Raw genomic sequence first — 24,892 nt, forward strand, 5'->3', positions numbered from 1 at the left:
TTGCCGAGTTCATATTCAATTAGTATACCATTCATTTACGTTCGTGTAATCTCATGGCAACCAGAATGAGCAAATTCCTCAGGCAAGTTACCGTTAACCGTGATACCTCCTATTCTTCTCTATACTCCACAATGATGCTGTACTCATTCGATCGGGTTTCGCCAGCCCGTTTTTGTCCATTCCATTCATACGTGTACCTGGCAATCAAGTCTCCTTGCAGCGTCCCCACCTTCTCAGAAGCTAACTTCGCTACATACGAGATGTTTTTTTCCGTTCCAGGCTCAATCACGCCCACATGCAGAACCCGTGGTGTGGAATACTCTGATATGCTCAATTGGAGCTCACCCGTAGCTTGACCAAGCCATCTGGCACCCTCAGGTAAAATGCTCCCAAGTTGTACACGTGCCGGCAAATTACCCGTATTCCCCACACGTACCTGAAAAGTGACGGTACCTCCCTGCTCGACCAATGTGGGTGTCACTTGAACATAAGCCTGAATTATCGGCGCTTTCAATTCGACCACAGCTTCATTGGATGTAATCATCCGCTGCACTGACCGTGAATCTGGCAATCGAAATGTATACATCAGGCTAGCATGATTCACATACCTGTAGTCATCAGGCATCGATTCATCTCGATCTGGAAGTTTCGCTTCGAACTGAATATTCAGAACCGACCGGGCTGTCAACGTCCCCAGATTAAGCCCTTTAGCCAGATTGGTTCCGGGACGTTTAACCCCATTCCAGCGCAGGCTGCCTTCGACAAATGTCACACCTGTGGGCAGTCCATCCAGGAGAGTTCCATCGACCGCATAACTGCTTGCATTGGAGACGGTAATATTATATTGGACGACATCGCCTAATGTGGCCGTTACCGGGAGCACACTTTTCACCACAGAGACCTGGGGCTGTATCACTTCCAGGGTAACCTGATTGGAGTAGACCGTCTCCTGCTGTCCTGCCGAGATATACGCCAGTACAGCTACACTTGATATTCCGTTTGCATCGCTTCCCCCAATAACCTGAACCCGATATTGTATTCTAATTGAGCTTCCGGGTAAAATCTCTCCAAGTTGTATGCCCGTATCAGGCGTTACTTGTGGCGCAAACATTTCATCTACGATGACACTCGCAGGTATAAAAACAATACCTTGTGGCAAAGAAATCGTTACTTGGGCATTCGTGGCTGCAATAAAACCCGGATTGCTAACGATGACGGTGTACATGACAATATCCCCTGAGAAGGTATAGATGTGATCCGCCTGAAAGGAGATCTCCAGCCGGGATGAGACCAGATTGACCTCCACGATATTGGATTGTTCCATACCTGTAACCGTTCTGCCTTCCGGTGTCAAAAACTCATAGTTAACCTGTGCCTGATTCAGCAGCTTCAGTGTCTCAGGTAAACGCAAGATTACAACTTGGAAGTGGTATCGCAACGTGGCTCCGGGCGCGATTTCAGCTGGAGGCAATCCTCTCTCCGGTGATGCTCCCGGTAACGGAATACCATCACGCAGTACACTGTTGGGAAGCAGTGCCGTCTCTGCAGATAGCTGATCCAATAGGTACACTAGGGCCGTAAGATTTCCGGTGTTAACAATTTCAACACGGTAGATAAGAGACTGCCCTAAGGCAGCCTCCGTGACATTGCAGACTTTTCTGACTTCAAGCCTGGGGCCGATCCACGGTGTTACAACCGTATTCGAATAGGATACCTGTTCCAGTTCAGTCGCACCAGAGCTGAATCGAACCAGGGACTGATTCTTTAGCCAGTGGGACAACGGACCGGAAGATTGGCTCATATCACCACAACCTCTACTCTGAATGTAACCGTAACGGAAGCACCCGCAGCAATCGAACCAAGCGTGATGCCTGTATTCGGATTCCCTGTTGGTCTTGGCACACCATCCACCGTAACACTTCCTGGCACAAATACTGTACCGACAGGTACCGGGTCAACCATGACCACATTATTCACCACTTCAATGCCGCTATTGGTTACTACAACCGTATAGGTGATTACATCACCGACAACAGCATCAATGGCACTTGTACTTTTGGCAACAACAACATTTGGTGCAGATACCGGGATAACCAGAACATTCGAAGATACGGTCCCCGTCAACAGACGGCCATCGGGTGGACTAAATGTATAGTTGGCCACCGCCTGGTTAACCAGTTGCTGATCCTGCGGCAACGTATCTACAGTCACCTCGAGGGTAACCGTTACAATAACCGTACCTCCGGACGGTATGGTACCCACAACGATACCCGTCTCTGGATTGGCACCTGGCTGTGGAACACCATCAATCAGAACACTGTTGGGAAGCAGTACGGCTCCATTCGGTATATTGTCCGTTAATGTCAAACTTGCATCCAGATTCCCGCTATTGTTAATGGCAAAAGAATAGGTGATGGTGTCACCAATGGTTGCATTGGAGGTGCTCCCTGTTTTGGTTACGGCAATAATCGGCTGATAGATTGGTGTTACAACCGTATTGGAATACGCTGCTCCCGAGAAAACACCCGATGTGAAACTTACGGAAGACTGACTGCTCACTTGTGGTGGTGTTGGAAGCGTATTGACCCGTACTGCATACGATACCGCTATCGATGCTCCAGGCGCTAAACTACCAAGGGCTATGCCCAGCGCCGGGTTTGCCAAGGCCCGTGGGACGCCGTCCACCAGAACACTGCCTGTAACAAATGTGGTGGCTGGGTTAATCGGATCGGTGATCACAATGTTGTTTACCGGGTCAATTCCTTCATTGGTCACAACCATTTCATACACAATCGTGTCGCCTACCACGGCATCAACTACCGAAGCCGTCTTAACTACACTCACGTTCGGAGCAGATACTTGAATGTTGAGTGCGTTGGACGTAATCGTGCCTCCAAGTGTTCTACCATCAGGTAATGTATACGAAAATGTCGCAGAAGCCTGATTGGTAATGGACTGGCTCAAAGGTAACGTCACAATCACAACGGAGAAGGTAACCAGAGTTGTTGTGGAAACGACACCAAGCGGAATACCCGAAGCTGGATCTGCACCTGGTGCAGAAGCCCCGTTAATAATAACGCTATTTGGAACAAACTCTGTTCCTGCCGGAATGGTATCCGTTAACGTGACAGATGCCCCATAGTTCCCGGCATTGGAGATGGCGATGCTGTACACAACGGTATCCCCTACCGTTGCTATCGTCTGATCTCCCGTTTTGACTGCCGACAGAATAGGTTGATAGACCGGAGTTGTAACTGTATTGGAGAATGTGGTCGCTGAGAAAACACCTGATGTAAAGCTGACAGTAGACTGATTGTTTAACACTGCACTTGCCGGGAGCGCCGTAACCTGCACACTAAATACAACGGTTACCGTAACACCAGGTGCGATGGAACCAAGTGTTATTCCCGTAGAAGGATTGGCACCAGGGCGCAGAACACCATCGACAAACACGCCGGTTGGCGCAAGAACGGTACTTGTCGGCACTGCATCCGTGAAAACCACATTGTTGACCGTTGCAATTCCGTTATTGGTTACAGCGATGCTATACGTTACGATATCACCAACTGATACCGCCGTTGAAGTTGTGGATTTGACGACATCAACATCCGGTGCCGATACGGTAATGGTCAACACATTGGATAGAACAGACTCCGTGATGTTTCGCCCATCCGGCAATGTATATGATAGAGCCACCGAAGCCTGATTCACCAGTTGTTGCGGACTTGGCAGCGTATCAACAACTACTGAAAAGGTAATGGTGGTCGTAGCTCCGGGAGCCACATTACCTGCGGGGATGCCCGTTGCTGGATTTCCTGCTGGCAGCGGTTGACCGTTCACAATAACGCTATTTGGCACAAGGATGGTTCCGGCTGGAAGGTTATCTGTCAGGTTAATCTGGGCTCCATAGTTTCCCTGATTGCTCACGGTTATCGTGTAGCTGACTGTATCCCCAACGGTAGCATTTTGTGTACTGGCTGTTTTTTGTGCTGAAAGAATAGGCTGGTACACCGGAGTGACCACGGTATTTGAAAAGGTTGTGCTTGAGAATGTACCTGAGGTAAAACTGACCGTAGAGCGATTGCTCAACTGATCACTTGGCGGGATCGCGTCGATACGGATACTGAATGTGACCGTCGCGGACGTTCCGGGCCCCAATGTACCAAGGGGTACCCCACCTGCCGGATTGGCTCCGGGTTGCGCAACCCCATTCACTGTGACACTCCCTGTAACAAAAGAGGCTCCAGCTGGAATCGGGTCTGAAAACTGAATATTGTTCACCGGTGCAATTCCGCTGTTGGTCACCAGAATGGAATAGGTCACTGTATCTCCTACCGTAGCCGCAGTGGAAGCTGTGCTTTTGACAACAGCGACGTTTGGTGACGAGACCGGGAACGTGAGTGTATTCGAAGTGGCTGAGCCAGTCAACGTCCGCCCATCTGGAGGTGTAAATGTAAAGGATGATGTAGCAAAATTGCTAAGCTGCTGTGGGGATGGAAGTGAATCCACAACAACGGCAAACGTGACAACAGCCGTCGCCCCCGCTGCTACAATGCCTACCGGAATACCTGTTCCTGGTGTTACTCCCGGCTCTGGCACACCGGATACAACCACACTGTTGGGTACAAAAGTAGTCGCAGAAGGAATGTTGTCTGTGAGAGTAACATTTGCTTCCAGATTGCCAGCATTGCTGACCGTTACCGTGTATACAACCGTATCACCTACAGTTGCATTTACGGTATTTGCTGTTTTGACAAGTGAAATCTGCGGTTGTATGACCGGAGTCTGAGTGGTATTGGACGATGATGACCCTGAAAATGAACCGGATGTGAAGCTGACCGTCGACTGATTGTTAATCTGCGAAGGAATCGGCATGGTAATCGTCACCTCAAAAGTTACGGTAACCTCGGCTCCTGGAGCCAACGTACCGATTGGAATGCCGGCGGTCGGATTGGAGAGCGGGAACGAAGTCCCGTTCACAATGACACTTCCGGGTACAAATGGGGTATTCGAAGGAAGAGGATTGACATATACCACATTATTAACGGCTACTGTGCCGTTATTACGAATAACAGATGTGTATCGAATGACATCTCCGACTACGCCGTACTCTACATTGTCACTGTTGACAATCGTAACATTGGGCAGAGACACTGGAATAGTGATGGTGTTTGATGACGAGAGACCGGCAATCGTTCTCCCACTTGGGAGTGTGTAGGCAAATGAAGCAACCGCCTGATTAATTAACTGCCTTGCATCTGGCAAACTGGTAACCGTTGCAACAAAGGTGACCGTTGCACCTGAGCCCGCAGCAATCTCTCCTAGACTGATACCCGACTCCGGGCTGACTCCAGGTGTAGGTACGCCATTAATAATGACACTATTTGTGCTGAATACTGCTCCTGCTGGAATGGGATCTGTCAAGGTAACCGTTGCAGCTATGTTACCTGTATTGTTAATTTGGATGGTGTAATTAAACGTATCGCCTACAGTCAAACTTGTTGTACTTGCTGACTTCACCACTTGGATCACTGGCAGAAATATGGGGGTATTTACTGATATAGAAGAAGAAACACCGTTAAAACTGCCTGATGTAAATGCTGCATTGGCCTGGTTACTAACCAAACCCGTAGATGGAACGGAATTCACTCGGGTCTGATAGGTCACAGTTACACTGCTTGAGCTATTCAATGAACCCACTGCGATTCCCGCAACGGGGCTTGCGCTGGGAACAGCAGATCCATTAATCGTGACACTACCCGGGACAAATTCAGAGCCGGATGGTGCATCCGAAATCACCAGATTTTGTACTGTACTAATTCCTGCGTTTGTTGCAACAACGGTATACGTAAGCACATCTCCAACTGTCGCATCTGGTGTGTTTACTGTTTTACTAAGAGAAATATTGGGAGCCGATGCAGATATACGAACGATATTGGATAAGCTACTGCCTGAGAGATTCCTTCCACTTGGAAGCTGGTACGTATAACTTGCTGTCCCTTGATTCTCCAGTGTCGGGGGATTCGGGAGTGTGGTGAGTGTAGCGCGAAACACCACCGTAGCCGCAACTCCCGGCAGGAGGCTGCCCAGTGTTATTCCGGTTAATGGGCTTGTTCCAGGACGTGCAGTACCATTCACAGTTACCGAATTCGGGACAAACGTCAGCCCCGCTGGAATCGTATCCGTCACATTCACTTGAGTCGCTATATTCCCACTGTTCGTGACCACAAGTGTGTATGCAATCTGATCCCCCAGTGTCGCATTGGTTTGGCTTGCCGACTTGTTGATACCAACAACAGCTTGGTATACAGGGGTTGTAATGGAATTGGAGTTGGAAATGCCCGTGAACGAACCAGAGCTATAGGACACTACCGCTCGATTGACTAACGAACCTGAAGCAGGCAAAGACTGCACATTCACCTGAAACGTCACCGTCGCAGAACTTCCGGCCGCCAATGTCCCAATGGAGATACCACTGCTCGGATTCGCAGACGGTACAACAGTTCCCCTTACGGTTGCACTGCCGGGAACAAAAGTTATTCCAGCAGGGAGCGCATCTGTAAGTACCACATTGTTAATCACCTGAATACCGCTGTTGGTAGTAACTACGGTGTACGTGAAGGTCTCCCCGACAGCAACATCGGTGACTGATGCTGATTTTACCGTGGTCACATTGGGCAATGTTACCGGAATCGTTAAGGTATTCGAGGCGATGTTTCCCGTGATCGTCCGACCATCAGGTGAATTGAAGGAATAAGAAGCTGTCGCCTGATCCACAAGAGTCGGCGGTGTTGGCAAGCTTGTTACAAGTACCTGAAAAGTCACGGTATTGGCACTTCCTGCCGCGAGGCTCCCCAGATTAACGCCAGTAACCGGATTGGCGCCAGCAATCACATTTCCATTCAGACGAAAGCTGCCTGCTACATATGAGCTACCACTTGGAATGTTATCCCTCAATGTAACGTTGGCAGCAACATTCCCTCCGTTGTTCACTTGCAGTGTATAGGTTACCAGGTCACCCACCGTGGCATTGGTGGTACTCGCCGATTTCACAATGGACAGGTTTGGCGAATAAACCGTAAGGGTGGAGTTGTTGGACGGAATAACTCCGGTAATGACCGGCCCCCCTGCTACACTTTGAAATGTAAAGGCTGCATTGGCCGAATTCACCAGTTGCAGGATGCTTGCATCCTGACCGATGAGTGCTCGATAGGTTACAACAACACTGCTGGATAAAGTTAACGAACCCAGCGGGATGCCTGCCGTCACATCAAGTGTTGGACGGGATACACCTGCAACCGTGACACTACCTGGAATAAAGGTAAGACCTGCAGGAAGTGAATCGGATAAAACAACACTGGCCGCACTCGCAGTGCCTGCATTGGTAACGGTAACCGAATATAGAATACTATCCCCGGCAACTGCACCGGCGGCGACCGTTGCCTTAGCCAATGTGATCTTGGGTGCATTAATATCAACTTGAATTGCATTGGCGTTGACAATGTAGGCATCCCCCGAGGTCGTTAATGTCAACACCGCAGATGACTGGTTATTAATCAGTCTTGCTGAAACATCCACATTGGTAATATCCCAGCCTTGACGTCCACCGATAATATTCGTACCTGGAGCTCCGTTGATCTGATTTCGTGTTCCAAACGTTCCTGTTGTATTAAGCGCTCCGGTATCTCCGTTAATCTGAGAGGCAAAAAAGTTCGCAGCTAGATTATTGGGCCCAGACAAAGCAACCGATGTAGCTGAGGTCGGCCCGAATAATGCCTGGTCACCGGTCCGGTTCGCGTCGCCCTCCTGTGCACTGAACAGTATTCTTCCTCCCAATACACCGGAAAGGGGCGTTGCAAATCCAGTCAGTGTGGTAACAACAGGTGGTGAAGTGGATTGAACGAGTACGCCCCCTGCACGCAAAGACATGTTGCGAAAAGGCAGATTGGGATTCTGATAAATGACTCCAAGTGTCCACCCCGCATGATTGGCCGTGGAATCATTTGTAATAACAATAGTCCCTACCACTGCTCCGGTGATATATGTACCTGCTCCCCCATTTTGTACAAGTGTGGTCACATTAGCGGAACGTACATAGCCAGCAGCACCGCCCCCCAGATCGAATTGATTGTAGGTAAGTGGATCAGGGGTAACACTGGAAGTCCCTGCGGGTGTAATAAACGTAACCGGATTGTTGATGGCAGCACTCAGGTTGACTGTACCATTAATGTAACTTCCGCCCCAGATCAATTCTGCATACAGAACGGTACTTCCAGCAGGTAGTGTAAGAATGGCTGCTGAACTGTTGCTCTGATACAGGCTTGTCGTTCCCAGTGGATAGGTGCCGTATTGGAGGCTGGTGTTGGTTGTGATAAAACCTCCAATACTATCCTGTGTTCCGGGTACTCCCGCTGTTTCCGAACGACTCAGTCCAAGCGTATTTCCTGTAAATGTAATTGCTCCCGTAGCATTAACGGTTGAACGAACGACAAGAGGAATGAAGATCACCTCCCCTTCATCAATGATTTCCTACATATGGAACGGAGCCATGTATATAGTCTATGAGTGTATTGTTGAGTTTTGTTTGTCCTCCATAAAAAGTTTGTGACAACTCGAAACTTCTGTGAGTCTTGTTCTCTCATAACAGTTAAATACATTTGCGTTTTGTTCATTGTGATTTATAATTATCATATACGAGAGTAATTCTGTCGTACCATTATGATGCAGTCAGCGGTGATATATGAAAGGTTTCCATACGCACAATAGTCACATTCCAACAGAGTACGAGTTCAAACATTCCAAATGGATTCAAAAAATGCTTCATGCCTACTGGGTTGTTACGATTGCACATTTCGCCATTCAGATTGGCTGTTTCCTGTTTCTGGAGTACGATCGCACACCTACAGATTTCTTGATGAATGTCCTCTTCTGGCCTACGGCCGTCAGTAGTTCATGCATTTTGTTCGCAAGCTGGGTTGATCGGCGCTTCAGTTCATATTCCTTTTACACCATGTCTATAGCCAGCACGGTTATCGCGTGGACGATTATTCATGTCAATTATGACATTCGGATTATATTAGCAATCTGTCTGTTGCCCATCTTTGCTTCGGTGCTGTTCTTCAGTAAAAAAAGAGTCTGGATTGTCTTTCTGATGCAGATGACTGGTTACTTTCTGGTTTTGTTCGATCCGGCCTACCGGTTGTACCTGTCTTCATTTGACATGGTATCCATTCCTGCTTTTCTAATCCTAGGTACATATGTAGCACAGGTTATCGTAACCAGCGGCGTTGAGGTGCTCGATGATCTTCAGGCCAGCATGCTTGCCAAGCAGGACCTTATTGTGCGAAATGCCATTATGACCAAACAGTCCAAAACAGACGGTTTAACCAACCTTTATAATCAAAGTTCATTCAAGGATTATTATGAAAAAGCATTTGAGTATGCCAACAGTGGCATGAGTCTGCATCTGGCCCTGATCGATATTGATGACTTCAAATCCATTAATGATACGTATGGTCATCGGGTTGGAGACATTATTCTGGAGAAAGTGTCCCTGATCATTCAGGAAACCATTACCTCAAGTGATATTGCAGCACGGTACGGGGGCGAAGAGTTCGCCTTATTGATGTTTGAGCAATCTTTCAAGCAGGCTTATGCCTTGGTGGAACAGATTCGTCAGAAGATTGCCCTGATGGGCCATCTGGAACTTGAAGGAGCTTCCATCACGGTGAGTATCGGTCTCAAAAGCTACAGCCCTAATCTAACCAAAGACAAATTGTTCGAGGAAGTGGATGCCTGTCTGTATGCCGCCAAACGAACAGGTAAAAATAAAACCGTAACATCACTTGATCTGACTTCATCCTTGGCAGAGAAAATATAAATAAAAAAGTTGTGCTGTACACCGGAATTCCGGTTTGTACAACACAACTTTTTTTGGGTCTGAATATGATCAGCAGGCCGATCTTTTTCATACATCTATGTTCTCATTCCGCCCATTCCCAGCGATGACGATTTTGCTCCAGCATCGGATGCAGGTATTCGGACGATCCATCAATGATGAGACGCAGCTCTTTGATCCAATCCTTGAAGGAATCAAATGAAGCAAACATATTCGCCATCTCTATCGTCAAATACAGAAAGTGAGGGGCTGGATATTCCGCAGTGATATGGCGCAGCGCGCTATCCACAGGTGTATATTTCTTTCTCTTGCCCTCAAGCCCCTCCACACGTATACGCGAAGTTGGATGTTCCCGCCGCCAATCATGCAGGCGGTCTTCTCTTTTGTAATATGCCTGTATCGAATCCTTGCTCATTCGTTTAAACGTGCTCTCGTGTAAAGGATACAACACAAGCTGTATGAATGAACGGGTATCTACCGTTGCAGCGGCGCGCTCGAGTTGCTCATCCGTCACATGTTCAAACGAGTCATAAAAAGTCAGTGTGCCTTTGCGGCTGGCCGCCGGTGGCTCATAACCATAAGGTACAGATGTATATTTTCCAGACATTTCACCCCTCCTTGTTTATACGCACATTCGCACAAAGGTGATTGGGATAACCCAGCTCATGTTATTATACGCTAACGATCTTGCTTCAACTCGGAATAAAATGTCATTCTGTTCTTGCCTGCACGTTTGGACTCATACAAAGCTTCGTCCGCCATCCGAATAATCTCACTTGGGTTGTCGCTGTTGGTTGGATATTCGGCACCTCCGATGCTACATCCAATTCGAATTCGCTCGTATTCGATAATAAACGGCTTGTTCAAGCTTTGAATGATGGCTTCTGCATAAGCCATGGCTTCTTCCCTCGGATGACTTCCAACAGACTGAAGTACAATCAGGAATTCATCTCCGCCCAATCGGACTGTTATCCCCTTCACCTGACCAAGAGCAGACAGTCGCTGGGCCACTTTCTGTAACAGTACATCTCCAGTCTGATGTCCAAGTGTATCGTTGACCCGTTTGAATCCATCGAGATCCAGATAGAGAAAAGTCAGCGTGTGATTTTCACTTTCGGTCTCCAGAGACTCCTCCAGATACACTTCTAGGGCAGTGCGATTTGGCAGTCTAGTCAACTGATCAAAATGCGCCAGATTCTGCATCACGACCAGCTCTGAGTTTTTATTCATAAGAGAGGTCAGCATATCCCGAAGTGAACGGGACAACACTTCAATCTCCTTAATCCCCTTAATCGCAGGAATCTCAAGCTCTTCCCCTGCACGCAGTCGATTGGCTACTCTGGTAAGACGCACAAGCGGGGCAGAGATCAGACGTGAGACAACCCAGCCAATCAGTGCAAACAGCACGGTAACGGCGAGTCCAGACCACACATTAAACCACATTAGGTCAAACACAGACGCAAAAGCAGATGACTTGACTTGACGAATGACTACGGTCCAGCCTAATCCGGGAAAATCCAGATGACCCTGGCTGTAGGCAAACCCTGTCACATATTCATTACCGTCAGGCCACTTTTCAATGGACCAACTGCTCTTGTTGAGCTGGGCCTCTTCAATGCCAGGCAATACTAACGGTTTACCGATCCATTCCTTCGGCCCGAGCAGCACTGTATGTTCCTTTTTGCTAACGATAAAAAATTCAATGTCCTTTTCTTCCCTTTTTAATGGGGCAAGTACGGATTCCTCAACTTCCTTCGCCCATTCCCAGCTTAAATGTGCAGCGAGCACACCTTGAATCATTCCTTTGCTATCCTTCAGCGGAAAACTGATATCGACAAATTGCAACGGCTCTCCCGTTGGATTCGGAAGCAGCTTGGCAAGAAGTACTGCATTATGCACATCTCCAATGAATTTACCCTTGATTCCCTCCTGATACACAGGTCGCTCTGATAAATTTTCCCCAAGCAAGATACCATCCGTAGCAGCTAACACTTTTCCCTTCGGGTCCATGAATCCAACCCATGAGAATGAGGGAAAGCTATCTTGTAACTGATCCAGCAGCATCTGAATCTCATCAGGTTGGAATTCATCTTCCAACGAAGCCATTCGGCCCAGCAGGTCCAGTTCACCCGCGCGAGCGGACATGAATCGATCCAGCTTGTCCGAAGCCTGTGAGGCCGTGCCTGTAAGCGAGTGACCAATCTCAGTCTCTACAGCAACAAATGACTTTTGGCTAAAAATAGACCCAATTGTCAGAGTAACCAGCAAGGATAACACAGCAAAGATGACTGTAAGCACAGTTCTAATTTTGAATGACATTACTTCCTCCATTACACGGTGAAACCATCTTGCTTCTCAACATAACTATGCTGTAAAGAGTACACGGAATGTCACCTCGGACGTGTCTCAAAACTCGCTGAAGTGCATCTTTTACCGCCTTTTCGCCCCCTGCTGCGTCACTTTCCCTTGACGTGCCCCGGCACGCCTGCGGAAAACTTCCTGGCTTGGAACGAAAATTCGGCAAAATCTGCTTCTTCGGAGTTTCAGACACGCCCTAATCGTTTTCATATTTATCGGAACTTGTGTGTTTTTTTATTATACATGCCCATACAATATTATACTGAAATCTTCACTGTGTTTCTTCCATTCAAAGAATAGACACGATTCTGTATATACATACTTGGGTTATGAATATAGAGAGCAAGCATATCCTTCAAAGGATCATGCGCCTGTATGTCACAGAGAGAGTAATCGAAATACTAAACATTGGGGGTGTTATGTTGAGCCTGCTTCATGTTGCTGTTATTCTGCCTTTTGCCGCTGGCATTCTTCTTGCCATGCTGCATCGTTTCTTCCGTAAATTACATTTGGGATGGCCGGTTCTCCTTGTCCCGGCACTATTATTTGTATACTTTGCGAGTCTCATACCCGCTGTGTCACAGCGCAATACCGTATCCGGAAATATCCCATGGATTCCTTCACTGGACATTGGATTTAATCTGTATCTGGACGGTCTGAGCCTCATGTTGACACTGCTAATCACCGGAATCGGTGTCCTCGTTGTTCTCTACTCCATCTTCTACATGGATATGAAAGAAGCGCTGAACCGTTTCTACCTGTATCTGTTGATGTTCATGGGAGCCATGTTGGGCGTGGTGCTGTCTGATAATATGATCGTGCTCTACGGATTCTGGGAATTGACCAGTATTACGTCATTCCTGTTGATTGCATTCCATTACAAACGTAAAGCCTCGACTTCAGGAGCACAAAAATCATTCCTGATTACGGTATTTGGCGGTTTCGCCATGCTTACCGGATTCATGATGATGTATCTCATTACCGGAACATTCAGTATTCGTGCAACCATTACAGGATTGGGTCAGTTTCAGGAAAGTGCACTATTTCTACCCGCACTTATCTTGATCCTGATTGGAGCTTTCACCAAGTCAGCTCAGTTCCCGTTCCATATCTGGTTGCCGGATGCCATGGAAGCTCCGACACCTGTGAGTGCCTATCTTCACTCAGCCACCATGGTCAAGGCCGGACTGTACGTTGTAGCACGGTTTACACCAATCTTCGGTGGACAGGGACTCTGGTTCTGGCTCGTTACCGGCGTTGGTCTTCTGACTTTGTGTTATGGATCATTCCTGGCGGTGAAAAAAAACGATCTCAAAGCGATTCTTGCCTATTCGACCATCTCTCAACTTGGTCTGATCATGTCCCTCTTAGGGGTTGGATCTGCTGCTCTCTACTTCGGATATGGCGAATCCTCTGCGATGTATACTGTTGCAATAACCGCTGCGCTGCTTCACCTGTTTAATCATGCAACCTTCAAGGCCGCTCTGTTCATGGTCGTAGGGATTGTTGATCATGAAACGGGTACACGTGACATACGGAAGCTCGGTGGACTTGCTTCATTCATGCCAATCACATTCACCGTGGCATTGATCGGCTCACTTGCCATGGCGGGTATCCCGCCCTTCAACGGATTCCTGAGCAAGGAGTTATTCTTCCAAGCGATGGTGGAAGTCACGCATCTACGAATCTTTGGACTTGGGTCCTGGAGTGTTCTATTGCCGGTATTCGCTTGGCTTGCAAGTGTGTTTACCCTGATCTATGCGCTTATTATCGTGTTCAAAACATTCCTCGGTCGTAGCCAAAGCGAGATCCCTGCCGAGAAGCTGCACGAAGCGCCCGCTGGCATGCTCATTCCGCCTGTTGTTCTAGGTGTTCTTGTCGTTGTATTCGGACTCTTCCCGAATCTGCTGGCCGGATCACTGATTGAACCGGCAATGGCCGCTGTGCTTCCATCCCTCTTGAATGGGAATGAGCGCTTCGATGTACATTTCTCCCTGTGGCATGGATGGACTCCGGAACTAATCATGACAATCGGAGTTGTAATTCTCGGAATCACTCTCTACAAGCTATTGCCACGATGGAGGAATATTTATGAGCATTATCCACAAGGATTAACAATTAACAATATGTACCATGTTGTGCTGGATAATCTTCAGCATTATGCACGCAAATGGACGGAAGCCTATATGAATGGCTCGGTTCGTAATTATCTCGTTTACATTTTCTCATTCACGGTCGCGTTGCTGGTCTATGCCTTCTTCCGTTCAGGAGAAAATATTACCTGGAATCTGCAAGGCAATGCACCTTACTCATTCTATGAGGTGGTACTACTAGTCACGCTCATCGGTGCTGCAGTTTCGATTCCTTTTGCCAAGAACAGACTGTCGGCAGTCATTATGACCGGAGCGGTTGGTTACCTCGTAACTCTGCTATTCGTACTCTTCCGGGCGCCAGATCTGGCGTTGACACAGATGATTGTTGAGACGGTATCGGTTGCACTGTTCCTGCTCTGCTTCTACCATCTGCCTGAGCTTCAACGTGGCAAATCAAGCCGCAGTTATCTCACGGTGAATATGATCGTAGCGATTGCAGTCGGAATCGTGATGACTTTTGTGGCACTGGCTGCAAGCGGAACAGCATCACTCGACAGCATTTCTACTTTCTTCCTTCAGGAAGCCTATGATTCGGCCGGTGGTAAAAATGTCGTGAACGTGTTATTGGTGGATTTCCGAGGCTTCGATACGTTATTGGAGATTATGGTGCTTGGGGTTGCTTCATTGTCCATCTACTCCATGATTAATCTGAACCTCGAAGCGAAGGATCTGGGAGCCCGCTTGAAGTTCCGTAAGAAGGACGAAAGTCAGGATTCCGAGCCCGATCTGGATGATGAAACAGACAATACGAAAAAGTATGGTAACCGGGAACGCAGCTCATCCTCGTGGGATACTGTCCCCCTGCAGAGTAATGATGTATTGCTACAAACGACCACCAAGGTCGTTGTGTTCATCATTCTGACGTTTGCCATGCATCTCTTCTTTGCAGGTCACCACAATCCGGGCGGAGGTTTCATCGGCGGCTTGGTAACAGCGGCAGCGCTCGTATTGATTGCCTTGGCATTCAGTACTGATACAATACGCAAAGCGTTACCCGTTGACTTCCGTGTTCTCACAGGGATCGGATTGGGTATAGCGTTACTTACGGGTGCGGGTTCATTTATATTCGGAGTCCCGTTCCTAAGTCAAACCTTCGGCTATTTCGAACTTCCTTTGCTGGGAGAGACAGAACTCGCCACGGCCATGCTGTTTGATCTTGGCGTGTATCTCGCTGTCCTGGGTGTCACCATGACCATCATTCTACAGATCGGGGAGGATCGCTGATATGGAAATATTGATGTGTGTAGCCGTTGGCATTCTGTTTGCGGTTGCCGTCTTTTTAATCTTGTCGCGGAGCCTGCTCCGCATCGTACTTGGCATGTCCATACTAACCCATGGCGTGCATCTGCTCTTGATCACCATGTCACGTCTCAAAACTGGGGCACCACCACTGCTTGGGGAGATGGCTGAACGTTATGTCGATCCACTTCCTCAGGCTTTGATACTAACTTCAATTGTTATTAATTTTGGCCTCACTGCGTTCTTCTTTGTTCTCTCCTATCGTTCTTATCTGAAGTTAAAAACAGACGATATGGAAGAAGTAAGGGGGCGCCCATATGAATAATCTCGTCGTTCTGCCGATTCTGTTACCTTTGATTACAGGTGTTCTGGCTCTGCTATTTTTCCGAAAAACAAATATCCAGCGGATCATTAGTGTCATTGGACTTTTGTTTACAGCAGCGGTGTCAACGATACTCATTACGCGGGTAGCACAGACTGGAGTTCTAACGCTTAATATGGGTGGATGGGCACCTCCCTATGGTATTGTGCTTGTTGCGGATATGGTGTCGGCGCTACTTGTCGTAGCCGCTTCCATCATTGCACTGGCGTGTCTACTGTATGCTTTCCGCAGTGTGAACAAGGAACGGGAAGAGCACCACTTCTATCCGTTCTTTCATTTCCTGATTGCGGGAGTTAATGGATCATTTCTAACCGGAGATTTGTTCAATTTGTTTGTCAGCTTTGAACTGATGCTCATCTCTTCCTATGCACTGATCGTATTGGGAGGTACGGAAAGACAGCTTCGGGAAACGATCAAATATGTCTTGATTAACATCGTTTCTTCAGCTCTTTTTGTCGCTTCCATCGGCTTCCTCTACTCCATAACTGGTACACTGAACATGGCAGATTTGTCCGTCAAAATTGCTGAAGTGGGACAGAGCGGAGTCATTACCTTAATTGCTGTTCTCTTTCTGATCGTATTTAGCATCAAGGCCGGGCTGTTCCTCTTCTTCTGGCTGTCGGGCTCTTATGCGGCACCACCTGCTGTTGTCACTGCATTGTTCGCAGGATTGCTTACAAAGGTTGGCTTGTACGCGATTGTGCGAACATTCACACTGATCTTCTATCATGATCCTGATTTCTTCCATGCACTAATCGGATGGATGGCTGGAGCAACGATGGTCCTGGGTGTCATCGGTGCGATCTCATACCGCGATGTAAACAAGATTCTCATCTACAACGTGGTCGCAGGTGTAGGGTTTGTCGCTTTTGGTATGGCCGCGGCCAGTCGCCCTGCACTGGAAGGTCTGCTCTTCTATATGCTGCATGATATGTTGATCAAAACATTGCTCTTCCTGCTCGGCGGTGCCTTGATCGCTGTTGCCGGAACATCCAAACTCGACAACATGGGCGGGCTAATCCATCGCTATCCGCTGCTAGGCTGGATGTTCTTCATTAGTGCACTTGCCTTGGCAGGTTTGCCGCCATTTAGTGGATTTCCAGGGAAGTTGCTTCTCTTTGAAGGAGGCTTGCAGGCAGGCTTGTATGGTCTTACCGGCATTGCGGTGCTTTCGAGCTTGTTGATGTTATATTCGGTACTACGCATCTTCATACAAGCGTTCTGGGGCGAACCACCTGCCGGGGTTACAAGACGCCCTTACGCGGTGAACGGCCTGCTGATTCCTGCCGGAATTCTGTTTGTATTCATCATCGTAATGGGTGTGGGGGCTGAAGGCATGTTCCAATTGACCTCCCGCGCAGGCGATATTCTACTGCATCCCAATATTTATATTGATGCCGTATTGAAGGAGTAGATGTCTATGGCCTTTCAGATTGTACTGAATCTTATCATTGCTTTTGTATGGATGTTTCTGAACAACGCCTGGAATGGTGTTGGTTTTCTCATAGGTTACCTACTCGGACTGCTTCTCATCGGGGGGATGCGCAGATTCTTCCCCCAGCGCTTCTATATTGTGCGAGTCTGGGCCATCTTCAAACTGATTACTCTGCTATTCAAGGAACTGGTGCGAGCCAGCATTGAGGTTATACGCCAGATTATCAAGCCTAAGCTCGATATAAGGCCCGGTATTTTTACGTATAAAACTCAATTGTCCTCGGATTGGGAAGTTACTCTGCTCTGCTTACTCATCTCATTGACACCAGGTTCTCTGCCGCTTGAGATCTCGGGTAATCAACGCAAACTGTTTATTCACGCACTGGATATCAAGGATGAACAGAAAATGAGAGATGATATCCAAAATACATTCGAAAAAGCAATTATGGAGGTGACGCGTTAATGTTATCCTCACTGTTGTTCATCTCATTGCTCATTCTCTCCTTAGCCATTCTGGGTTGCTTGTACAGGGTGCTTCGGGGACCATCCATGGCTGACCGGATCACGGCACTGGATACCATCGGTATCAATGTGATTGCCATCGTTGCCGTTCTGTCGATGATGCTGCAAACCCAAGCCTATCTGGATATTATCTTGCTGATTGGCATTTTGGCTTTTCTAAGTACAGTGGCATTTGCACGTTATATTGAACGGGGGGCGGTATTCAAAAATGATGGAGATCGTTAAAGTAGCCGCTGAAACCGCTATAGGTCTACTCGTACTGCTCGGTGCACTACTCAGTGCACTCAGTGCATTCGGACTTATTCGTCTGCCTGATGTATATCTACGTGCCCATGCCGCAACCAAAAGTATGACACTTGGAGTGTTCTGTGTATTAAGCGCTACATTTTTCTACTTCTGGTATTTCGATAACTATATCAGTGCCCGCTTGTTGTTAGGTATCCTGTTTGTATTCATCACGGCTCCGGTCGCCGGACATCTGAACGGACGGGCCGCCTATCGCACAGATGTACCACTGTGGGAGCAGAGCGTGCAAGATGAACTGGAACCCTTGTTAAAAGGAAAAAAAGTGAACCATGAAGCCAAGGATATGATGGAGTAATCCCCAGTCTAGGCATAACAAATACCCCCGAGGATCAGCCGCCCGTTTCGCGGCATGTTCCCGGGGGTATTTGTTTATTTTGCATACACGGATCATATCAAGCACTGATTATGCAGACTGATTAAGTAGTAAAGTCAGAATCCATTCAGTCCCTGTCTTCTCAGGTCCGCAGCCACAATACGTGCAAGCTCCGCAGCCCCTTGACGATTCGGATGCAGACTATCCCCTGTCATATACAGAGCAAGTGTTGCTGCTGGACCAATGGACGTGAAATAAGCAGAACTTAACTTATTCAGTTCAACCAGGGTGACTCCCTCTTCCTGAGCGAGTGCACGGGTTGATTGATTGTACCAGCGGTTCTCCGCTTGATGCACATTGGCTGTATTAAAATCTGTTGCCCGGCCCTGAGGTGTGGAGAGGATAACCGTTGCTCCTTTGTTCTTCGCCTTACGTACCATATCCCGCATAATCTCTTTGAACTGCGCCTCCGTTGTATTGTTCTTGGCATTGGTATCGTTAATTCCGAATTGCAAAATAAAATAATCTCCCGGCTTGATATACTTGAGAATCGCTTCCATCTGACCATCATCGCGGAAACCTCTCGCAAATTGACCACTTGCCGCCATATTTCGAACCTGGAAGATGGAATTGTTCACATAGGACGGAAACAGCTGTCCCCAACCTCCTTGTACACTGCTACCCAGCGGATAGTAATTACAAACTGTTGAGTCACCACCAATGTAGATTGTGCGGTTGGTAACGGTCTGATTGGATAACTTCCGGATTTCGAGTGCACTAAGTGTGAAGGCCGTACCTGTCTTTCCTTCTGTAACCAGCAGGTTTAATTGCCCGTCAGTCACCGGAATTTGAAATTGGTCCGTTGCCCCGTTGCCTGTCATATTGATGATCTGGTAGACACCTTCTGCAGCCACGCTGGCTCTGGAAGTATTACCCAGGATCACTTTAACTTCATATAGGCCATTGGACAGATTCACATTGAAGGTATTGTTGCTCTTGGTACCAAAAGCTAAAAACTGCACAGCGTCACTCTTAACCCCGCTTCCTGAGGCAGACACATTTCTCATATTGGCAGGTGTGTTGAAGCCATAACCTTTTGTAGGCGTATAGGCATCTCCTGCGGACACGCCTGTGTAACCGCTCTCAACAGCGCCCGAACCAAAGTCAAATCTGTAATTGTCCGTTGCCGCTTCAGCGACTTGCCCTCCACTGCTTCCCAAACCGATGCCCATTGTACTTGCAAACAGAACAAAACAGAGCAGAAGCTTTACCGATATTGACCATTTCATCACTGAATTCTCCTCTCGAATCAGAATTATATTAGTGCATGATGCACAACTTCACAGAATTTGGTCAAGCCAGTCATAGGCTTTCGCTCCGCTAATCTCATGTCCACCTGTAAAGAAATCCGCATCCAGTGATTCTGCTGCTCCCGCCTGCTCATATATGTGTGTCAAACGGGCATATGCCTCTCTCGCTGCATGGATTGGGAACACCTGATCATCACTTCCAGTTTCAATAAAAAGTGGCCTAGGCACAATCAGGCCGATGAGATCCGGCAACTCCGCTTCACGCAGGATACCTGGCACATAGTTGTCGAGACAATGGTTCCGATCCAATATGCTACCCTGGAATGTATTTGCATAACCGCTTACCACAGTTGCCCTGAACCGTTCATCCAACGCGGCTGTAAATGCGGTCACCAGCCCACCGCCCGAGATACCCATGCTTCCAATTCGCTCCAAATCCACTTCTGGCCGAGTCGATACATAATCCAATACACGTGTTGTTTCATACACCCTATGACCGGCGAGGGTCTTCCCCACCATGAGCAGATGCGCAGCAATCTTCGTACAGGAGCTTACCCCTGGTGGCGCATCGCGGTCCTCTTCCAGTCTTCGATCACCAAATCCGAGCAGCTCTGGAGCCGCAACCACATAACCACGCTTCACAAGAGCTACTGCAAAGTCCTTGTGTAATCCGGGCTCTCCTGTCCGTAGTGACCCATCCGGTTCCATACCCGATATCTCTCGGCTACCGTAGCCATGCCCATGACAAGCAACGATAGCAGGTCTCTTTGTATCAGTAACGCTTCCATCACCCGGAATTAATAAATACACTGGCATGCGAAGTCCTGCATAGGTCGTGATTTCAATCCGCTCCCGAATATATCCGTCACATGTAATGCGCTCCAGTAAGACAGGATTCAGTGCGGCCGCCATCGTGGGAAAACCTCCCAGCCGTTCTTTCACGCGAGTACGTAACTGACTGCGCCATAACTCCAGGGGTTGATCTGCATGATACGCGGAACGACCACGAAGATTCGTTTGTTGTTGTAGATAGGCTTCAATATCAGACATGGGCCTGTGTCCCTCCTGTTTTTCATAGGATAACGTAGATAAAAGACTGTTATATGGAATTAATCCCATCCATTATAGAACATCTATGTCACCCATGAATTGAACATGTTTGCCTGTTTTGAATAGAATCACACGCTTTCTAGCCAAAAAAAGGATATCTCCAACCTGAAGACAGGTTACGGAAATACCCTTCATTTCATCTGACCTGGCAGCCACCAGTTCCACCTGCCCATTAATTTCATCAATGCAGGTACCAGTATTAGACGGATTAATGTAACGTCAATCAACACCGCTGCCGTGATTCCGATCCCTAACTGCCTCACACCTGCGACTTCAGCAAAAGCAAACGGCACAGTCACCGCAAGCAGAATGGCCGCTGCGGAGGTGACCAGACGACCTGTAGAAGCCAATCCCTGTTGGACAGCCACATCACTGTCTCCGGTTCGTCTATACACTTCCTGAATACGGCTCAGCATAAACACACCATAATCCATGGATATGCCAAACACCAATCCTGCAATGAATACAGGAATCATAATGGCAATGGCTGACGGCTCCATACCTAGATGTCCTTCATTGAACACCCACACCAATATGCCAAATGAAGCGGCTAAGCTGAGCAGATTCATCAGAATTGCCTTAATTGGAATGAGCATCGATCGGAATGCCGCCAGTAACACAAGATAATTGGTGACCACTACAAATACCAGCACTTTGGGCAGTTGACTTGTGACTTCCTGCATTATTTCATACTGCTTGGCAGCTTCCCCACCATAACGTAGTTTTACGTTGTTGGAACCTGGTGCATGATCGCTATTCCTCATTCGTTCCAGCCAGTCTGCAACCTGTTCCGAACCAGGCTCCCCGTGCACGGTGGCTATCAATCGTATGGAATGGTCAGAGACCGTTGAACGCAGCCATGCCGTCCTGGTTGACTCCTTGCCTTCTATGGAAGGAGTTAGCGCCGACGGTGGAATTTGAAAAAGGCTTTGCGAACCGTTTTGATTCGGCTGTAATAGGCCCCATGGTGAAACAATGCTCAATACGCTTGAGTCCTGCAGTAGTTGACGGGCTTTGTTGTGGGCCAACTGCCAGTGAGAGGCAGTCAACAGTTCCTGCTGTCCGCCAATCACAATCTCGATGGTGGAGGTATTCTTTTGCCCCAAATCATGTTGCAACTGCTCTGCTGCCTGGCGGGAGTCCATTCTCTCTGGCAGTGAAGAGGCATCCGGGACGGACAGTTCCAGCCGGGTTACTGGATAAACACACAGGAGAAGCACAACCGTACCTCCAATGGCCATACGGACGGGTCGTTTCATAACCATTGCTGACCATCGATGCCAGACCGAGCGTCTGGGTAACCAATGGACTAACTTTCGCCTGAATACCCGATCCGCAGACAGTGACAGCAGAGCTGGCAGCAGTGTTACATTTAAAAGTAGCGATAGGAGCAGAACGATGATGGCCCCCAAGGATACACTCAGAAACATCGGCAGTCTGATCCAGAGCAGACCCAGCAGCCCAAGGAGCACGCAAGCTGCCGAGAACAACACCGCTCTGCCTGCTGTACGCAGTGTTCGCTGAAGAATCTCCCTCCGCAAAACCTCGTTCTGCATAAACAGACTTCTGCCCTGGACATTAGCTTCGCCTTCATCTTCATAAGCCCGCTGAACTTCTTCCCTGTACCTGCTCAGGATGATCAGGGCAAAGTCTATACTCAGTGCCATGCCCACCATGGGAATCACATTAATGATAAAGTTGGACAATTCCAGATGATAACCAAGGAGTGACGTGACTCCCATCGCGGTAATCACAGCACTGATCCCCATCATGACAGCAATCAACGCGGCATATAGCCCCCTGAATGCAAAACACAAAACGATCAGGGCAATCGGTAGGCCCACCATCTCTGCCCGTTCCAGATCACGAAAGCTCAGATGATTGACATCCTGCTGCACGACTGCCTTCCCCGTCAATTGCACCGTACCTGGACCGTCTGTTGCCAGCACGGCGCGCAACTGCTCCAGTAGGGGATCCATCTGATGCGCGGGCACATCCATTTTCACAAGGGCATATGCCCTTTGGTCTTGCAGCGTCACTCTTTCGCTAACATCCAGAGGGGACGTGATAGAGGTTACCGCAGGCAACACTTGAACCTGTGTCAAACGATCCTTGATCCACTGCCGGAACTGTAACGGCGAGGTATTTTCCTTTTTTTCAAAAACAAGAATAACCGGATCAGCAGGAGATCCGAATTCGTCCTCCAGAACAGCTTCAACTGCTTGCGCATCCCCGTGAACCCGTTTTAATCCGTGATCTTGAACAATGTCAGGTAACTTCCATGCCCAGACCGCTGACATCCCGATGATAAATACCCAACAGAGAATAATGAACCGCGGATATCGGCTGATGAAGGCAGCAAGTCTGCGATAACCCATACCTAAGCTCCTCTGCGATCAGATTAGTCATTCGATTATGTTCATCGGTAAGATCATAAGCACATTCATACACTTACGGTGTATATATCCTTCACTCGGGTTCGCGAACTATTGAATGCCATGATTCACAGGTGTTCTGTTCGCAATGGGGGCAGGGATGTATGTGAAAGGAAGTAACTCTGCCGTCAGTCCCGGGCCAAAGGCCAGCGCTATCCCACTGGAATGCTCTTCCTTCTGTCTGTAATCCTCACGGATGGCTTGAAGAACAAAAAGAATCGTCACGGACGACAGGTTGCCATAATCCCGCAGGATGTTTCGGCTGTAGGAGACCTGCTCATCTGTCAACTGATACAGCTTCTGAACGGCATCCACGATGCCTCTGCCTCCCGGATGGATCGCCCATATTTCCGGTAAACCGCTCCCCTCCAGCAACCGTTCTACCTCTGGACCGAGATGCAAACCAAGCAGCTTCGGAATCTGTGGTGACAGGTAGAGATCAAAGCCTGTATTGCCGACTTCCCAGATCATTTCTTCTGCACAATCCGGGAGCAGCGTTGAGTGCCCTCGGCCTAGTCGAAAACATTCATTGCGGTCTGTTCCGGACGCACCAATAACACAGGCAGAGGCGCCGTCTCCGAAGAACGATGCAGCATACAGGTCGTCCCGTTTGGCAGATGGCTGAAAGTGAAGTGTACATAGTTCCACACACACGATGAGAACTGTAGCCTTCTGATCTGCCGTTACAATGGAATTCGCCAGTTGAATCGCCTTCAGACCGGCTGCACATCCCTGAAACACCAGTGGAATCCGGTTGATCTGCGGTGACAGTTCAAGCTGTTGGATCAGCCGAACATCAAGTCCGGGCAGGAATTGCCCCGTGCAACTCACCGTAATGAGATGTGTAAGTTCCGAGGAGGTTACGTCTGCATCCTGAAGGGCCTGTCCGGCCGCCTCGAGACCAAGTGGAACAGCAGCGGCTTTGTATTTGCCCATACGCTCGGATGTAGTCGGAACCTCGTCCGCATTGGTAAAGGGTAAATATCGGCAAGAATCAACAGGCTCAAGCAGATTCGGTTCACACGTATACCGAGTCTCCACACCGCACTGATTAAAGATCCGTTTGGCCCATCTTCTCGCATCTGGCTCATGTTCCAGCGCTTGCGCGAGACGGGCAGATACATCCTTTTGCTCAATACGGTGGGCAGGCCACGCCGTTCCTATTCCCATAATACTTGCCCCAGTAGTTGCCTCAAGCTGGTTCATCGGCTTAACCCCCTTATAGTACCTGTTCAAAAGTAGGCTTTTTAAACAACCTATATATAAAATAGGTTCATATGACATGTGTGCAGGATATAGTACAAGTCTATTCACTACCTGTCCTGTTTATGTTCATATTAACAAGCAAAGGCGGACAACATATGCGAGTTTCGCACGTGCTGTCCGCCTTTGCTACCGGATTAAACCCGTTCCTATATTACATATTCGATCT

15 protein-coding genes are annotated in these 24,892 nt (G+C 48.3%); 7 read left to right on the plus strand and 8 right to left on the minus strand.

Annotated elements, in window-relative coordinates:
- Positions 1 to 109: 109 nt before the first annotated feature.
- Positions 110 to 1,801, minus strand: a complete 1,692-nt coding sequence (locus tag MKY28_RS13095) for a DUF11 domain-containing protein (protein WP_051449716.1) — start codon at positions 1,799 to 1,801, stop codon at positions 110 to 112.
- Positions 1,798 to 8,508 carry a DUF7507 domain-containing protein gene (locus MKY28_RS13100; RefSeq protein WP_051449715.1) on the minus strand — a complete coding sequence of 2,237 codons (6,711 nt, stop codon included), beginning with the start codon at positions 8,506 to 8,508 and terminating at the stop codon, positions 1,798 to 1,800. Before MKY28_RS13100 ends, MKY28_RS13095 begins: the two co-directional genes overlap by 4 nt.
- A gap of 232 nt (positions 8,509 to 8,740) precedes the next feature.
- On the opposite strand from MKY28_RS13100, the gene MKY28_RS13105 reads away from it, so the two are divergent.
- Positions 8,741 to 9,880, plus strand: a complete 1,140-nt coding sequence (locus tag MKY28_RS13105) for a GGDEF domain-containing protein (protein ID WP_047842681.1) — start codon at positions 8,741 to 8,743, stop codon at positions 9,878 to 9,880.
- Positions 9,881 to 9,983: 103 nt separating this feature from the next.
- Here the strand turns inward: MKY28_RS13105 and MKY28_RS13110 are convergent, their stop codons facing one another.
- Together MKY28_RS13110 and MKY28_RS13115 are read right to left on the minus strand one after the other, a co-directional pair.
- Positions 9,984 to 10,505 carry a hypothetical protein gene (locus tag MKY28_RS13110; protein ID WP_036608711.1) on the minus strand — a complete coding sequence of 174 codons (522 nt, stop codon included), beginning with the start codon at positions 10,503 to 10,505 and terminating at the stop codon, positions 9,984 to 9,986.
- Positions 10,506 to 10,576: 71 nt separating this feature from the next.
- Positions 10,577 to 12,229 (minus strand): sensor domain-containing diguanylate cyclase, encoded by a 1,653-nt coding sequence (locus tag MKY28_RS13115; protein ID WP_340936149.1) that lies wholly within the window; start codon positions 12,227 to 12,229, stop codon positions 10,577 to 10,579.
- 449 nt (positions 12,230 to 12,678) lie between these two features.
- On the opposite strand from MKY28_RS13115, the gene MKY28_RS13120 reads away from it, so the two are divergent.
- The 6 genes from MKY28_RS13120 to mnhG are packed head-to-tail and all read left to right on the plus strand — an operon-like array spanning position 12,679 to position 18,587.
- Positions 12,679 to 15,633 (plus strand): Na+/H+ antiporter subunit A, encoded by a 2,955-nt coding sequence (locus MKY28_RS13120; protein WP_076327933.1) that lies wholly within the window; start codon positions 12,679 to 12,681, stop codon positions 15,631 to 15,633.
- 1 nt (position 15,634) lies between these two features.
- Complete coding sequence (locus MKY28_RS13125; protein WP_036670645.1) at positions 15,635 to 15,973, plus strand: Na(+)/H(+) antiporter subunit C; 339 nt, start codon at positions 15,635 to 15,637, stop codon at positions 15,971 to 15,973.
- A complete protein-coding gene (locus MKY28_RS13130; RefSeq protein WP_036608717.1) occupies positions 15,966 to 17,444 on the plus strand; it encodes a Na+/H+ antiporter subunit D in 1,479 nt (492 codons plus the stop codon). The genes MKY28_RS13125 and MKY28_RS13130 overlap by 8 nt, the downstream gene beginning before the upstream one ends.
- Before the next feature lie 6 nt (positions 17,445 to 17,450).
- Positions 17,451 to 17,927, plus strand: coding sequence for a Na+/H+ antiporter subunit E (locus tag MKY28_RS13135; RefSeq protein ID WP_036608718.1), 477 nt, complete (start codon positions 17,451 to 17,453; stop codon positions 17,925 to 17,927).
- Positions 17,927 to 18,211 (plus strand): Na(+)/H(+) antiporter subunit F1, encoded by a 285-nt coding sequence (locus tag MKY28_RS13140; protein WP_017688855.1) that lies wholly within the window; start codon positions 17,927 to 17,929, stop codon positions 18,209 to 18,211. The genes MKY28_RS13135 and MKY28_RS13140 overlap by 1 nt, the downstream gene beginning before the upstream one ends.
- Positions 18,195 to 18,587, plus strand: a complete 393-nt coding sequence (gene mnhG, locus MKY28_RS13145) for a monovalent cation/H(+) antiporter subunit G (RefSeq protein ID WP_017688856.1) — start codon at positions 18,195 to 18,197, stop codon at positions 18,585 to 18,587. The genes MKY28_RS13140 and mnhG overlap by 17 nt, the downstream gene beginning before the upstream one ends.
- A gap of 134 nt (positions 18,588 to 18,721) precedes the next feature.
- Here mnhG and MKY28_RS13150 read toward each other — a convergent pair whose 3' ends face one another.
- The 4 genes from MKY28_RS13150 to MKY28_RS13165 form a co-directional block, all read right to left on the minus strand.
- The gene (locus MKY28_RS13150; RefSeq protein WP_340937920.1) at positions 18,722 to 19,837 is read right to left on the minus strand and encodes a rhamnogalacturonan acetylesterase; all 1,116 of its coding nucleotides are present in this window, start codon (positions 19,835 to 19,837) and stop codon (positions 18,722 to 18,724) included.
- Positions 19,838 to 19,945: 108 nt separating this feature from the next.
- On the minus strand, positions 19,946 to 20,965 hold the full coding sequence (locus MKY28_RS13155) for a dienelactone hydrolase family protein (RefSeq protein ID WP_340936150.1): 1,020 nt from the start codon (positions 20,963 to 20,965) through the stop codon (positions 19,946 to 19,948).
- Between the two features lie 191 nt (positions 20,966 to 21,156).
- Positions 21,157 to 23,403, minus strand: a complete 2,247-nt coding sequence (locus tag MKY28_RS13160; protein WP_340936151.1) for an MMPL family transporter — start codon at positions 23,401 to 23,403, stop codon at positions 21,157 to 21,159.
- 108 nt (positions 23,404 to 23,511) lie between these two features.
- Positions 23,512 to 24,666: a type III polyketide synthase gene (locus MKY28_RS13165; protein WP_340936152.1), complete on the minus strand. Its 1,155-nt coding sequence runs from the start codon at positions 24,664 to 24,666 to the stop codon at positions 23,512 to 23,514.
- Positions 24,667 to 24,892: the final 226 nt, after the last annotated feature.

It is taken from the genome of Paenibacillus sp. FSL R5-0473, from assembly GCF_038004565.1.
Taxonomy (GTDB): domain Bacteria; phylum Bacillota; class Bacilli; order Paenibacillales; family Paenibacillaceae; genus Paenibacillus; species Paenibacillus amylolyticus.

Bases quoted from the DNA above. Each gene is read 5' to 3' on its own strand.
- MKY28_RS13095 (WP_051449716.1), bottom strand. From the start codon at position 1,801: ATGAGCCAATCTTCCGGTCCGTTGTCCCACTGGCTAAAGAATCAGTCC.
- MKY28_RS13105 (WP_047842681.1), top strand. From the start codon at position 8,741: ATGAAAGGTTTCCATACGCACAATAGTCACATTCCAACAGAGTACGAG.
- MKY28_RS13110 (WP_036608711.1), bottom strand. From the start codon at position 10,505: ATGTCTGGAAAATATACATCTGTACCTTATGGTTATGAGCCACCGGCG.
- MKY28_RS13115 (WP_340936149.1), bottom strand. From the start codon at position 12,229: ATGGAGGAAGTAATGTCATTCAAAATTAGAACTGTGCTTACAGTCATC.
- MKY28_RS13125 (WP_036670645.1), top strand. From the start codon at position 15,635: ATGGAAATATTGATGTGTGTAGCCGTTGGCATTCTGTTTGCGGTTGCC.
- MKY28_RS13130 (WP_036608717.1), top strand. From the start codon at position 15,966: ATGAATAATCTCGTCGTTCTGCCGATTCTGTTACCTTTGATTACAGGT.
- MKY28_RS13135 (WP_036608718.1), top strand. From the start codon at position 17,451: ATGGCCTTTCAGATTGTACTGAATCTTATCATTGCTTTTGTATGGATG.
- MKY28_RS13140 (WP_017688855.1), top strand. From the start codon at position 17,927: ATGTTATCCTCACTGTTGTTCATCTCATTGCTCATTCTCTCCTTAGCC.
- mnhG (WP_017688856.1), top strand. From the start codon at position 18,195: ATGATGGAGATCGTTAAAGTAGCCGCTGAAACCGCTATAGGTCTACTC.
- MKY28_RS13150 (WP_340937920.1), bottom strand. From the start codon at position 19,837: ATGGGCATCGGTTTGGGAAGCAGTGGAGGGCAAGTCGCTGAAGCGGCA.
- MKY28_RS13155 (WP_340936150.1), bottom strand. From the start codon at position 20,965: ATGTCTGATATTGAAGCCTATCTACAACAACAAACGAATCTTCGTGGT.
- MKY28_RS13160 (WP_340936151.1), bottom strand. From the start codon at position 23,403: ATGGGTTATCGCAGACTTGCTGCCTTCATCAGCCGATATCCGCGGTTC.
- MKY28_RS13165 (WP_340936152.1), bottom strand. From the start codon at position 24,666: ATGAACCAGCTTGAGGCAACTACTGGGGCAAGTATTATGGGAATAGGA.